Consider the following 13,176-nt stretch of genomic DNA (forward strand, 5'->3'; position numbering starts at 1 on the left):
CGAAGGAAGCGCGCGGGAGGGCCCCTGCGGCGGCTTGCGCTCCCTGAAATGCGCCCCTGTGCACGCGTCCACGCCGCTCCGCACCCGCCACGCGCCCACCGGGACACGCCGCCACGGGCACGGAGAGCCGGCGCTCAACGGCCTTGCCCCACAGGCGAGTCCACCCGGGAACCCGGCGCGTCCACCCCGTGCCGCAGTCCGCACGGGGCCCACGCGGGCTCCCCCGACCCCCGCCCGGGCCGACGCGAATGCGCCCCCGATACGCTCCCCCAAAACCCCCTACGCGCCCTCAACTGACGTGGTAGGAGCCCTGTTCGCCACGGAAAGCCGCCATCGATTTTCAGCCAAATCGGCTACGGGCGCGCAGGCATGCACACTCTCCGTACAGGCCCTGCGCACCGCTTCGGCAACGCACAGTCCGGGAGGCGGAGTTCGCCTCCCGGACCGGTCCGCCGCCCGCGGGGATGGAGGCGGCGGTGTCCCCCAGCCCACTGGATCCAGTACAGCGGGCCGACCCACGCAGGGTCCATGGAAGCGCTCCCCGGATGGCCGGAGAAGAGCGCACGGGCGGGCGCACAGCCACACAGCGGGAGCACATCGCAACCGTCCGTACAGTCGTACGGACCACAATCCCGCCATCCGGAAGAACGCCCCTTAACGCTTGGGATCGGGCGAACTACGCTGGGTTTACGAATGCCGCGTGGTTATGCCAGCGCGGCAGCCGTCTGTGTCGAGGGGTGGCGCATGTCCAGGGAGCAACGCGGGCCGAACGAAAAACTCGGCGCCGTTCTCGCCCTCGCGGGAATCAGCAACGCAGGACTCGCGCGACGCGTCAACGACCTTGGCGCCCAACGCGGGTTGACTCTTCGCTACGACAAGACGTCGGTGGCGCGCTGGGTGTCGAAGGGAATGGTGCCGCAAGGTGCGGCGCCGCACCTCATCGCCGCCGCCATCGGCCAGAAGCTCGGCCGCCCCGTGCCGCTCCACGAGATCGGCCTGGCGGACGCGGACCCCGCGCCGGAAGTGGGCCTCGCCTTCCCCCGGGACGTCGGACAGGCGGTGCGGTCGGCCACCGAGCTGTACCGCCTCGACCTCGCAGGTCGCCGCGCAGGTGGCGGCGGCATCTGGCAGTCGCTGGCCGGCTCCTTCGCAGTGAGCGCATACGCAACTCCCGCTTCCCGTTGGCTGATAACACCGGCCGACAGTTCGGTGGCGCGCGAGGTGAGCCCCGGTGAGGGCTCCGGAGCACCGCTGAAAGTCGGCCACAGCGACGTGCAGAAGCTGCGCGAGGCGGCCGAGGACGCCAGGCGCTGGGACTCCAAGTACGGTGGCGGCGACTGGCGTTCGTCGATGGTGCCCGAGTGCTTACGGGTGGAGGCGGCACCCCTGCTGCTCGGCTCGTACTCCGACGAGGTCGGCAGGGCCCTGTTCGGGGCCAGCGCCGAACTCACCCGTCTCGCGGGCTGGATGGCCTTCGACACGGGCCAGCAGGAGGCGGCCCAGCGCTACTACATCCAGGCGCTGCGTCTCGCGCGCGCGGCCGCCGACGTCCCCCTCGGGGGCTACGTCCTGGCGTCGATGTCCCTGCAGGCGACCTATCGCGGATTCGGCGACGAGGGCGTCGACCTCGCCCAGGCCGCCCTGGAGCGCAACAGGGGACTGGCCACGGCCCGCACCATGAGCTTCTTCCGTCTCGTCGAGGCACGCGCGCACGCACGCGCGGGTGACGCGCAGGCGGCGGGCGCCGCCCTGAAGGCCGCCGAGGGCTGGCTGGAGCGGTCCCGGGAGGGCGACAACGACCCTTCCTGGCTCGGCTTCTACTCCTACGACCGCTTCGCCGCCGACGCGGCGGAGTGCTACCGCGACCTGAAGGCGCCCCGCCAGGTGCGCCGCTTCACCGAGCAGGCGCTGTCGAAGCCGACGGAGGAGTTCGTCCGCTCCCACGGCCTGCGTCTCGTGGTGTCGGCGGTCGCGGAGCTGGAGTCGGGCAATCTGGACGCGGCGTGCGAGCAGGGCGTCCGGGCGGTGGAGGTCGCGGGGCGCATCTCCTCGGCGCGCACCACCGAGTACGTCAAGGATCTCCTGCACCGGCTGGAGCCGTACGGCGACGAGCCGCGCGTGGTCGAGCTGCGGGAGCGCGCACGGCCGCTGCTGATGGCTCCGGCCTAGCGGCGCCGGGGCCGGGCCCCCGAGAAGCGGGACGACGCGGGCCGGTGCGCGTCCTCGGGGCACCTTCCGGGTTTGAGGGCATTGTCAGTGGCGCAGTGCACTATCGAGTCGGGAGGTGTGGCAGGTGCGGAGCACGTACGACTGCGATGTGCTGGTGATCGGCGGCGGGATCGTCGGACTGTCGACGGCGTATGCGATCACGCGCGCGGCGCCGGGCACGCGGGTGACGGTGCTGGAGAAGGAGCAGGGCCCCGCCCGCCACCAGACGGGACGCAACAGCGGGGTGATCCACAGCGGGGTCTACTACCGCCCGGGCTCCCTCAAGGCGCAGTACGCGACGCGGGGCGCCACCGAGATGGTCAAGTTCTGCGCGGAGTACGGCATCGCGCACGCCGTCACCGGCAAGCTGATCGTCGCCACGGAGAAGCCCGAGCTGCCCCGGCTGCACGCCCTGGTGCAGCGCGGCCGGGAGAACGGCATTCCGGTGCGCGAGCTGGGCCCCACCCAGATCGCGGAGTACGAGCCGGAGGTCCGCGGGCTCGCCGCGATCCAAGTCGGCACGACGGGGATCTGCGACTTCGTCGCGGTGGCCCGGCAGCTGGCGGAGGCCTCCGGGGCCGAGATCCGGTACGGGGCCGAGGTCGTCCGCATCGACCGCCGCCCGGCCCTGGGCGCCGCGGTGCGCACCGCGGACGGCGCGATCGTCCGCGCCCGCGTCCTCGTGAACTGCGCGGGCCTGCACTGCGACGAGATCGCCCGGCTCACGGGTGACGACCCCGGGATGCGCATCGTGCCGTTCCGCGGCGAGTACTACACGCTGGCGCGGCCCGAGCTGGTGCGGGGACTGGTCTATCCCGTGCCCGACCCCGCGTTCCCCTTCCTCGGGGTGCACCTGACCCGGGGCATCGACGGCGGCGTCCACATCGGCCCGAACGCGGTGCCCGCGCTCGCCCGCGAGGGGTACGACTGGAGCGTCGTACGCCCCCGTGAGCTCGGTTCGACGCTGAGCTGGCCCGGTTCCTGGCGGATCGCCCGACGGCACTGGCGGTACGGCGCCGGGGAGCTGCGGCGCTCCCTGTCGACGGCGGCGTTCACCACGGCCGTCCGGCGTCTGCTGCCCGCGGTGACCCCGGAGGACCTGGTCCCCGCTGCGGCCGGCGTGCGGGCCCAGGCGGTCCTGCGCGACGGCACCCTGGTGGACGACTTCCTGATCAAGGAGGGCCCCCGGACGGTCCACGTGCTGAACGCGCCGTCACCCGCGGCCACGGCCTCGCTGCCCATCGGAAGGGAGGTCGCCCGGAGGGCACTGGCCGCACTGGCCGGCACATGACACCCCGGTGCCCGGCCGGACCCGCCGCCTGCCCCAGCCCCAGCCCCAGCCCCAGCCCCAGCCCCAGCCCCAGGGGGACCTCGTCCCGGACCCGGATCCCCCACCCCGCACACCCCCGTAAAATCGACACCACTGTGTCTGACTTCCTTGACTCCCCCGAAGAGGCCGGGCCGGCCACCGACGCCGGCTCGCTGCGGCATACCCGTGCGAAGGGCGAGCCCCGGTTCCCCGACGGCCCGAAGGCCGACCCCGCCGGGTCGCACTTCGAGCGGCGCATCCGGAGCTTCCAGCCGCGTCGCAGCCGGGTGACGGCCGGGCAGGCGGACGCGCTCCAGCGGCTGTGGCCCAAGTGGGGTCTGGACATCGACGGGCAGCGGACGATCGATCTGGCCGAGCTGTTCGGGAGCGACTGTCCCGTCGTGCTGGAGATCGGCTTCGGGATGGGCGAGGCCACCGCGCAGATGGCGGCCGAGGACCCGAAGACCGGGATCCTCGCGGTCGACGTGCACACGCCGGGCCAGGGCAACCTGCTCAATCTCGCCGACCGCAACGGCCTGTCCAATGTGCGCGTGGCCAACGGCGACGCGATCATCCTGCTCAGGGAGATGCTCCGGCCGGAGTCCCTGAGCGGTCTGCGGGTGTACTTCCCCGACCCCTGGCCCAAGAAGCGGCACCACAAGCGGCGGCTGATCCAGCCCGAGTTCCTCAGCCTGGTGGCGACCCGCCTCAAGCCGGGCGCCCTCGTGCACTGCGCCACCGACTGGGAGCCCTACGCCGAGCAGATGCTCGAAGTGCTGAGCGCGCACCCCGACTTCGAGAACACCCGGCCCGACGGCGGTTACGCGCCACGTCCCGCCTTCCGGCCGCTGACCCGTTTCGAGGGCCAGGGACTGGACAAGGGTCATGTGGTGAACGACCTTCTCTTCCGGCGCGTACAGCACCTCGAAGAACACCCGGACCAGCAGTCCGCCGACGGCTGAAGGGCCGCTGAGGCCCCGGGAGCCACCCGGGCGTCCCTTCGGTGTCCGCGCGGGTGCCCCGGGCAGCACGAGGCACCGTCGCGGGCTGCGCCCCTCCCTCGTTAGGGTCGATGCCGTGGCCACCTGCCCTCCGTACCCGACGTACCCGACGCACCCCGGCGGTCCCGCCGGCGGTGGGCTGCGGCACGCGCACTGGTGGCAGCGCCGATGGGTCCGGTACGGCGCGCTGATCACCCTGCTCGCGATGTCGGGGCTCGTGATCCTGGCGCTCGTCCGTGAGCAGACCGGCACCGAGGGCTTTCTGGTCGGTCTCGGTCTCGCCGTGTTCCCCGTACCGCTCCTCGTCGCCGCGTTCCGCTGGCTGGACCGTGTCGAACCGGGCCCCTGGCGGAATCTGATCTTCTCGTTCGCCTGGGGCGCCTGCGCCGCCGCGCTCATAGCGATCGTCGCCAACAGTTTCGCGACCAGATGGATAGCGACGTCGACCGCGGACCCGTCGAGCGCCGACACGCTCGGCGCGACCGTCATAGCGCCGATCGTCGAGGAATCCGCGAAGGCGGCGGCCGTGCTGCTGGTCTTCCTCTTCCGCAGACGGGACTTCACCGGGATCGTCGACGGGGTCGTCATAGCCGGGATCACGGCCACCGGCTTCGCGTTCACCGAGAACATCCTCTACCTCGGCACCGCGTTCGGAACCGACCAGCTCAGCGGGGAGCGGGGGCTCGCCTCCCTCACCGCCGCGACCTTCTTCGTCCGCGTGGTCATGTCACCGTTCGCGCATCCGCTGTTCACCGTGCTGACCGGCATCGGTTTCGGCGTCGCGGCGCTGTCCGCGGAACGCCAGCATCTGCGCCGCGTGCTGCTGCCCTTCGGCGGACTGCTGCTCGCCATGGGCATGCACTCCGTCTGGAACGGCTCCTCGACGTTCGGGGAGTACGGGTTCTTCGCGGTGTACGCCGCGTTCATGGTGCCCGCGTTCGGCCTGCTGACCTGGCTGGTCGTCTGGACACGGCAGCGTGAACTGCGCACCGTGCGCACGGAGCTTCCGGCGTACGCCGTGGCCGGCTGGCTGACCCCGGTCGAGCCCCATGTGCTCGGCTCCATGCGGGCGCGGCGGCTCGCCCGCGAGTACGCGGGGCATCACGGCGGGAAGGCCGCGGCGCGCTCGGTCGCGGAGTACGAGGCGTACGCGACGTCGCTCGCGTTCCTGCGTCACCGGGGCCGCCGCGGCCGTGCCGGCGCCGACTTCGTCGTGCGGGAGCGGGAGTTGCTCGACGAGCTGTGGCGGCGCAGGGAGATCGCCCGACCCGCCCTGGCGTACGCGGCGCGGGCGGTCGCGCCGCGCATTCCGGCACCGCCGTGGCCCGCCCACGCAAGCGGGTACGGCTACGGGTACGCCTGGGCGTACCCACAGCCCGCGGAGCAACCGCAGGGACCGCCGCACGGGAACCCGTACGGCCCGGTGGCCCCGTACCCCGCCCACAACCCCTACCGCACCTGACGGCTGCTCCCGTCAGGCGGACGCCTTCGTCGGGCCGCCGTCGGCGTCAGGCGGACGCCTTCGTCAGCTTCGCCAGCTCCTCTTCCGTGAGGACCAGGTCCGCCACGCCCAGCAGCGCCGGGAGCTGTTCGGCCGTGCGGGCGGAGGCGATGGGGGCCGCGACCGTCGGCTGGGCGGCCAGCCAGGCCAGGGCGACCGTGGCGACCGGTGCGCCGTGCGCCTCGGCGACCTCGTCGAGGGCGGCCAGGACGCGGATGCCGCGTTCGGTGCCGAGGTGCTTGCCCGCCCCTGCGGCGCGGGCCGAGTCGACGCTCGCGCCCGGGCGGTACTTGCCCGTGAGGAAGCCGGACGCGAGGGCGAAGTACGGGACGGCGGCGAGGCCGGCGTGGGAGGCGACGTCGTGCAGGGGCCCTTCGTACGTGTCGCGTGAGACGAGGTTGTAGTGGGGCTGCAGGGCGACATAGCGCGCGAGGCCCTCGCGGTCGGAGAACTCCAGGGACTCGCGGAGCCGCTCGGGGGAGATGTTGGACGCGGCGATGTGCCGCACCTTGCCCGCCCGCACCAGTTCGTCGAGCGCGCCGATGATCTCCTCGACCGGCACCTCCGGCTTGTCGAAGTGCGTGTAGTAGAGGTCGATGCAGTCGGTGCCGAGGCGGCGCAGGGACGCGTCGGCCGCCGCCTTGATGTTGGCGCCGGACAGGCCCGGGTACCGGGGGTGCTGGCTGACCTTGGTGGCGAGGACGACGTCGGCGCGGTTGCCGCGCTTCCTCAGCCACTTGCCGATGAGGGTCTCTGACTCGCCGCCCTCGTTGCCGTCGGCCCACGCCGAGTAGGAGTCGGCGGTGTCGATGAAGTTGCCGCCGGCGGCGGTGTACGCGTCGAGGACGGCGAAGGAGTGTGCTTCGTCGGCGGTCCAGCCGAAGACGTTGCCCCCGAGGGCGAGCGGGAAGACCTCGAGGTCGGACGGACCGAGCTTGCGGAGAGGTGTCATACCTCGCCCCAACACCCGTACCGGATGGGTGTATTCCGCATGCATCCGAGGACACCCGAACGCACCCGACCGGCAGCCCTGACGTCGGGGGGTTGTCGTCAGGACCGCCGGAGACCGATGCCGCGGAGGAGGTGGCGCCGCCTCGGCGGAGGAAGTGCGGTCGTGCCTCAGGAGCGGAGTCCCTCGCAGCGGGGCCGGCCCCCCGGCTCGGGATGAAACCCGTGGACCCGGGGCGCGCGGCCCTGGGTCGGGTGGAGACCCTCGGCCAGGGGAGATCCCCGGCGCAAGGGCGGAGACCCTCGGCCAGGGGAGATCCCCGGCGCAAGGGCGGAGACCCTCGGCCAGGGGAGGTCCCCGGCGCAAGGGTGGAGCACCTCAGCCAAGGGAGGTCCCCGGCGCAAGGGCGGAGCACCTCAGCCAAGGGAGATCCCCGGCGCAAGGGTGGAGCACCTCAGCCAAGGGAGATCCCCGGCGCAAGGGTGGAGCACCTCAGCCAAGGGAGGTCCCCGGCGCAAGGGTGGAGCACCTCAGCCGGGGATCGGATCCCTCGGCACGGGTGGGGAAACCCTCAGCCCGGGGCCGGAGCGCCTCGGCGCAAGGGTGGAGACGGTCGGCTCAGGGGTTGAGGCCCTTGCCCCGCAGCCACGCCATCGGGTCGATGGAGTCGCCCCCGCCGGGGTGCACTTCCAGGTGCAGGTGCGGTCCGGTGACATTGCCCGTCGCACCCACGCGCCCGATCACTTCGCCCGTGGTGACCTTCTGCCCGGCGGTGACACTGATCGACGACTGGTGGCAGAACCACAGCTCCGTGCCGTCGTCGAGGGTGAGGACCGTGCGGTAGCCGTACGCGCCGGCCCAGCCGGCCTCCGTGATGGTGCCGCCGTGGATCGCCTTGATGAGCGTCCCGGTGGGCGCCGCGAAGTCGAGGCCGGTGTGGTAGCCGGAGGACCACATGGAGCCGGCCTCACCGAAGGTGGAGGTCAGCGTGTACGAGGAGGTGGGCAGCGAGTAGCTCTTGGCGAGCTCGGCGAGGCGCTCCGCCTCGGCCTTGGCCTTGGCTTCCTCCTCCGCCTTCTTCTTGGCGGCGGCGGCCTTGGCCTCGGCGGCGTCCTGCTGCTTGGCGGCGGTCTCGGCGGCCTGCTTCGCGGCGGCGGTCTCGGCGGCCTTCTGGGCCGCGCTGTCGACCTGGTCCTGCTGCGACTCGGCCTGCTGCATGATGCGGGCACGCAGCGCCTCACCGGCGTCGGCGCTGCCCTGCGCGGCGTCCGCGCTGGTCAGTCCGGCGGTGGTGAGCGGGGTGCTGGAGCCCTTGGGCGCGCTGGATTCGCCGTCGGAGATCAGGGCCTTGGCGGACTGGGTGACCGAGGAGAGGTCGGGCAGCGAGATCGAGACCGGCGGCTTGCCGGGCGCCGCGGTGGCCATGCCACCCGCGCCGACGGCGGCTATGACACCGACACCGAGGACGGTGGAGCTGCGGGCGAGTCCTCCACCGCGCTGCTTGCTGACGCGGTGCCGGCCGCGGACGGGTCGGACGGAATCCGCGGTGGGATTCCACTCCTCCCAGGGGCCCTCGTCGTTGCCGTACGCGTAGCCGATGGACTGGGTTTCGTCCGGCGCGAACGAGGTTGGCTGGGCAGGCCGGTTGGACGCCACGTGGGCGCGCTCCTTTCCTTCCTTCTCGCCTACCGGGTTAGCTGACGGGTTCGGAGCAGGAAGGTCTCCTACGCGCGTCCCTCACGGATATGACCGCGAAGAACGCCCGATTCACCCCAAGTTGGTGGTTCCCCGGCTCCCTTGCGGGATTCGGCGCGTGCGCACGGAGCCGCCTCTTGTGACGGCTGGGACGACCGCGCTGCGTTATCGAACGTTAATAGACGCGGACCCCGGATTCCAAGCCGTTCGGATTGATCGTTAACGCTTTTGGCCTGGACTTTGGGGGCACCACCGCCGGAAACCGGGCGAGTTGACCGCACCTCGTAAACACACCTTCTCCTGATGGTGTGTCAGTCGTTATGCGGAGGGGTACGGTCCGGTCACCCCCGGTGACAACGATCAAGGACGCCGTACGGCGAGCAGCGCCATGTCGTCCGTCGTGCCGCCTCCCGCGTGCCGCCGGACCTCCTCGGCCAGGACGGTCAACAGGGCGTCGGGACCGGGGAATACGCGTCCGGCGAGACGCGCCGCCGGGTCGTAGAACTCCCCACGCCCGTCGCGCGCCTCGGACAGACCGTCGGTGTAGAGGAGCAGCGTCGCCCCGTGCGGGAACTTCTCGCACACCGCGCGATCGGGCCAGCTGCCCAGCTCGCCCATCCCGAGCGGCAGTGCCGGCGGCCCGCCGTCGAGCGTGACGAGCGTGCCGTCGGCGTGCAGCAGCAGGGGCGGCGGATGGCCGCGGTTGAGGATCCGCACGGCACATTCGCCGTGCGGGACCTCCGCGAGCACGGCCGTGGTGAAGCCCTCGAAGGCGTCGAGGCCCTCCCGTCGGGTGCCCTCGCGCGCCAGCGCCCGTTCGAGACGGCCGGCGACCGCCTCCAGGGTCGCCTCCTGCTCGGCCGCCTCCCGGAAGGCGCCGATCACGACGGCGACGGCGGCCACGGCGCCCATGCCCTTGCCGCGTACGTCGCCCACGACCAGACGTACGCCGTGCGACGAGTCCTGCACCGCGTAAAGGTCGCCGCCGATGAACGCGTCGGCCTGCGCCGCCTCGTAGCGTGCGGCGACCTCCAGGCCGCCGATCCGCTCGGCCGGTTCCGGCAGCACCGCGCGCTGCGCGGACTCGGAGACCTCCCGGACCGAGGCGAGCCGTTCGTCGCTGCGGCGCACGAGGACGTTGATGAGCGCGGCCAGGCCGGCGGCGGTCGCCACGGTGACGACTTCCGTGACCGCGTCGACGTGTATGACGATCCCGAGCCTGAGGTGGACCGCGAGGACGGCGACGACGGCCAGCAGGCCGGTGAGCGCCGTGCTCAGCAGCGTGTAGAGCGGCGCGGCCACCAGCGGGGCGGCGGTGAAGAACGGGGCGGCGGTGAACTCCCTCGGGGTCAGGTAGTCGTAGAGGACCCCGGCGACGACGAGCAGCGCGGGCAGCACCCGGACGAAGGTCCGCACGGAGGAGACCCCACGCTCCCCGGCGCCCGCCGGGCGGGACCGCCGGGTGTCCCCGAGGCCGGGGTCGGGCACGGCGTCGCCCGGCAGCCGTCCACCGGACCGGTCGTACGGGCCCGTGGCCGCCGGCCGCTCGCTTCCTGGTCGCCCCACCCGTCCAGATTTCCCGGCACGGGGGCGGGCAGCGACCGGTGTGGACCGACCGGGGGAATGCGCGAGGTCGTGCCCGGCCGCCGCCCGGGGCGCGGGACAAGGACGCGGGCCGACGAGCGGGAAGGGGTCGGGGAAAGACCAAGGGCCGGACTCGTCATTCCGAGTCCGGCCCTTGTTTCAGTAGCGGGGACAGGATTTGAACCTGCGACCTCTGGGTTATGAGCCCAGCGAGCTACCGAGCTGCTCCACCCCGCGTCGGTGAAACCAGTGTACGCCATCCGCGGGACCCGAAGCACACACGTTTCCCCGCGCCCCCGCCCGGCGTGTCGCGCGGGGCCGGGGGCTACCCGAGCAGGTGCCGGTTGGGCGCCTTCGCCCGCTCCTCGAACTCCGGCAGTTCGACGACGTGGACGCCCGCGGCGGCGAGCAGCCCGCTCCCGTCGGCCTCCGCGACGAACGTGTCGGGCTCGCGCCACGCTGTCACCACGCGCCGCACCCCGGCGTCGAGGATCAGCCGGGCGCAGGGGGCCGGCCGGGAGGCGCGTCGGGCGCACGGCTCCAGGCTGCTGTACACGGTGGCGGAGGCCAGCCGGGGGTCGGCGGGGTCGATCTTGGCCAGCGCGGCCTCCTCGGCGTGCACGACCGGGTCGTCGCCCTCCCGGGAGTGACCGCGGGCCAGCTCGGTGCCGTCGGCCGCGACCACCACCGCGCCCACGCTGAACGCCGTCTGCGAGGGCGGGCACTGCGCGGCCAGCTCGCAGGCGAGGGCCAGCCACTGCCGGTCCGCGGCACCGGCGAGCTCCCCGGTGCCCGGCGCCGTGGGGACGTACCGGATGAGGACGACGTCTCCGACGGCCCGCGTCTCCACCAGGCGCATCCGCCCGGGGGGATAGGCGCCCGGGCCGAACAGCCGCGGCGCGTCCGGCTGGCCCACGAAGAGCGGTGCGACGGCGAGTTGCAGCTCGTCCGCGAGCCCTTCCCGCATCAGCTGGGTGTGGACCCGCCCGCCCCCCTCGACCATGAGGCGGCGCACCCCCCGGATGTCGTGCAGGTGCTCCAGCAGCGCGCGCCAGTCGAGCTCGGGGCCGGTGGAGACGATGTCGATGCCGAGGTGGTCGAGTCCGCGCAGGGCCTCGGCCGCCCGGCCCGCCCCCTTGTCCGTCGTGTAGACGGCCTTCTCGCCGCCGGTGTGCCAGAACTGCGCCGCCGGGTCGAGGTCGCCGGAGCCGCTGACGGTGACCTTCAGCGGGTACTCCGGGCGTCCCGCGGCGACGCGTGCGGCGCGGCGCTCGGCCGAGTTGACCAGGAGCCGCGGGTTGTCCGCGCGGATCGTGCCGGCTCCGACGAGGATCGCGTCGCTGGACGCCCGCACCTCGTCGACGCGGTCGAAGTCGGCCGCTCCCGAGAGCAGCAGCCGCTCGGGGCCGGTGTCGTCCAGGAAGCCGTCGAGGGAGACGGCGGCGGACAGCAGGACGTAGGGATGGGGCATGGGAGACGCACCCTCCGGCTCTCGGCGGTTCGAACCGGCTCGCGGCGGCCCGGCCCGACTGGCTCAGTGGTTCAACTTTTAAACAATACCTAGACTGGCAGCATGACGACCCGCTGGCTCTCCCCCGCCGAACAGCGCGCCTGGCGCTCGTACGTCTCCGCCTCCTCGCTCCTGGAGGACACGATCGACCGCCGGCTCCAGGCGGAGGCGGGCATGCCGCACCTTTACTACTCCATCCTCGCCATGCTCTCCGAGGCGCCGGACCGGCGGCTGCGCATGACCGAGCTGGCCGAGATCCTGAAGATCACCCGCAGCCGGCTGACGTACGCGGTGACACGGCTGGAGAACGACGGGACGGTGCGCCGCGAGGGCTGCCCCACCGACAAGCGCGGCCACGTGGCGGCCCTCACCGATGAGGGCATGGCCGTCCTGGAGCGGACGGCGCCGGGACACGTGGAGACGGTACGGGCGGCGCTCTTCGACCATCTCACCCCGGAGCAGGTCGGCCAGCTGGAGGAGATCTGCGGGGCCATCACGCGGGCGATCCAGGGCGAACAGGCCGGGACCTGCGGGGAAGATCTGCCCTGGCGGCGGCGTTCTTCGTGAGGTCCGCGCGCGAGACGCGCGGACCGAGGGGCACGCGAGTCGCCGCCGGCCTCGGACCGCGCCGCACGGCACACCGGGCAACAGGCGACGCGAAACGCATTGCTTGAACTTTAAAGCATCATGTAGTGTCTCCCTCCGAGGGCTTGCTTCAAATCTGAAGCACCGTCTCGAACGAACCCGCTGGACGGAGAGACAACATGCGCGACTACCCCACCGCCACGGTGCGCACCCGCGTCCGCGTACCGCTGCGCTTCGGTGACGGCTACTCGGTCGACGCGGAGCTGGTCACCTTCCACGGCCTCGCCGACGAGCGGGAGCACCTGGCGGTCGTGCTCGGCGAGCCCGGGCCCGACCCGCTGGTGCGGCTGCACTCCGAGTGCCTGACCGGCGACGTCTTCGGCTCGGCCCGCTGCGACTGCGGCCCGCAGCTGCGCGAGGCGGTGGAACGGATCGCGGACCGTGGCGGCGTGCTCCTGTACCTCCGTCAGGAAGGCCGCGGGATCGGCCTCTACAACAAGCTCGACGCGTACGCCCTCCAGGACCAGGGCCTCGACACGTACGCCGCCAACGCCGCGCTCGGGCTGCCCGAGGACGGCCGCGACTACACGGCCGCCGCCCAGATGCTCCGGGCCCTCGGCATCGACTCCGTGGACCTGCTCTCCAACAACCCGGACAAGGCCGACCAGCTCCGCGACCTCGGCATCACGGTCGCCCGGCGTGTCCCGACGGGCGTCTTCACCACCACGCACAACGTCCGCTACCTGCGTGCCAAGGTCCTCCAGACCCAGCACACGCTGCCGCTGCCGGAACTGACGGCGGGCTGACGCCCCGCCCCGCGGCGCCCGCACGGAC

The 13,176-nt window shown here is 72.6% G+C and carries 10 protein-coding genes, 1 tRNA gene and 1 riboswitch; of the genes, 6 read left to right on the plus strand and 5 right to left on the minus strand.

The features are described 5' to 3' along the window. Positions 1 to 744: 744 nt before the first annotated feature. From ACZ4IF_RS09580 to ACZ4IF_RS09595, 4 genes are all read left to right on the plus strand, one after another. Entirely contained in the window at positions 745 to 2,169 is a 1,425-nt protein-coding gene (locus ACZ4IF_RS09580) for a hypothetical protein (protein WP_028805910.1), read from the plus strand. Between the two features lie 124 nt (positions 2,170 to 2,293). Next, positions 2,294 to 3,499 carry an L-2-hydroxyglutarate oxidase gene (lhgO, locus tag ACZ4IF_RS09585; RefSeq protein WP_467561174.1) on the plus strand — a complete coding sequence of 402 codons (1,206 nt, stop codon included), beginning with the start codon at positions 2,294 to 2,296 and terminating at the stop codon, positions 3,497 to 3,499. A 134-nt stretch (positions 3,500 to 3,633) separates the two neighbouring features. After that, positions 3,634 to 4,479, plus strand: a complete 846-nt coding sequence (trmB, locus tag ACZ4IF_RS09590) for a tRNA (guanosine(46)-N7)-methyltransferase TrmB (RefSeq protein ID WP_467561176.1) — start codon at positions 3,634 to 3,636, stop codon at positions 4,477 to 4,479. Between the two features lie 115 nt (positions 4,480 to 4,594). After that, positions 4,595 to 5,980 carry a PrsW family intramembrane metalloprotease gene (locus ACZ4IF_RS09595; protein WP_467561178.1) on the plus strand — a complete coding sequence of 462 codons (1,386 nt, stop codon included), beginning with the start codon at positions 4,595 to 4,597 and terminating at the stop codon, positions 5,978 to 5,980. Positions 5,981 to 6,026: 46 nt separating this feature from the next. On the opposite strand, the gene ACZ4IF_RS09600 is transcribed toward ACZ4IF_RS09595, so the two are convergent. From ACZ4IF_RS09600 to ACZ4IF_RS09620, 5 genes are all read right to left on the minus strand, one after another. After that, positions 6,027 to 6,971 carry an aldo/keto reductase gene (locus ACZ4IF_RS09600; RefSeq protein ID WP_467561180.1) on the minus strand — a complete coding sequence of 315 codons (945 nt, stop codon included), beginning with the start codon at positions 6,969 to 6,971 and terminating at the stop codon, positions 6,027 to 6,029. A gap of 615 nt (positions 6,972 to 7,586) precedes the next feature. Beyond that, a complete protein-coding gene (locus tag ACZ4IF_RS09605; RefSeq protein ID WP_359494761.1) occupies positions 7,587 to 8,624 on the minus strand; it encodes a M23 family metallopeptidase in 1,038 nt (345 codons plus the stop codon). Between the two features lie 11 nt (positions 8,625 to 8,635). Beyond that, positions 8,636 to 8,790: riboswitch (cyclic di-AMP (ydaO/yuaA leader) on the minus strand. 233 nt (positions 8,791 to 9,023) lie between these two features. After that, entirely contained in the window at positions 9,024 to 10,229 is a 1,206-nt protein-coding gene (locus ACZ4IF_RS09610) for a PP2C family protein-serine/threonine phosphatase (protein ID WP_467561182.1), read from the minus strand. A 181-nt stretch (positions 10,230 to 10,410) separates the two neighbouring features. Beyond that, a tRNA-Met gene (locus ACZ4IF_RS09615) sits at positions 10,411 to 10,484 on the minus strand. A gap of 88 nt (positions 10,485 to 10,572) precedes the next feature. Beyond that, positions 10,573 to 11,718, minus strand: a complete 1,146-nt coding sequence (locus tag ACZ4IF_RS09620; RefSeq protein ID WP_467561184.1) for a dihydrofolate reductase family protein — start codon at positions 11,716 to 11,718, stop codon at positions 10,573 to 10,575. Positions 11,719 to 11,820: 102 nt separating this feature from the next. Here ACZ4IF_RS09620 and ACZ4IF_RS09625 point away from each other — a divergent pair, with 102 nt between their 5' ends. Both ACZ4IF_RS09625 and ACZ4IF_RS09630 read left to right on the plus strand, forming a co-directional pair. Beyond that, entirely contained in the window at positions 11,821 to 12,324 is a 504-nt protein-coding gene (locus ACZ4IF_RS09625) for a MarR family winged helix-turn-helix transcriptional regulator (RefSeq protein WP_359494769.1), read from the plus strand. Between the two features lie 197 nt (positions 12,325 to 12,521). Next, positions 12,522 to 13,148: a GTP cyclohydrolase II gene (locus ACZ4IF_RS09630; RefSeq protein ID WP_467561186.1), complete on the plus strand. Its 627-nt coding sequence runs from the start codon at positions 12,522 to 12,524 to the stop codon at positions 13,146 to 13,148. Positions 13,149 to 13,176 lie beyond the last annotated feature (28 nt).

This window comes from Streptomyces sp. NPDC025784 (genome assembly GCF_055558435.1).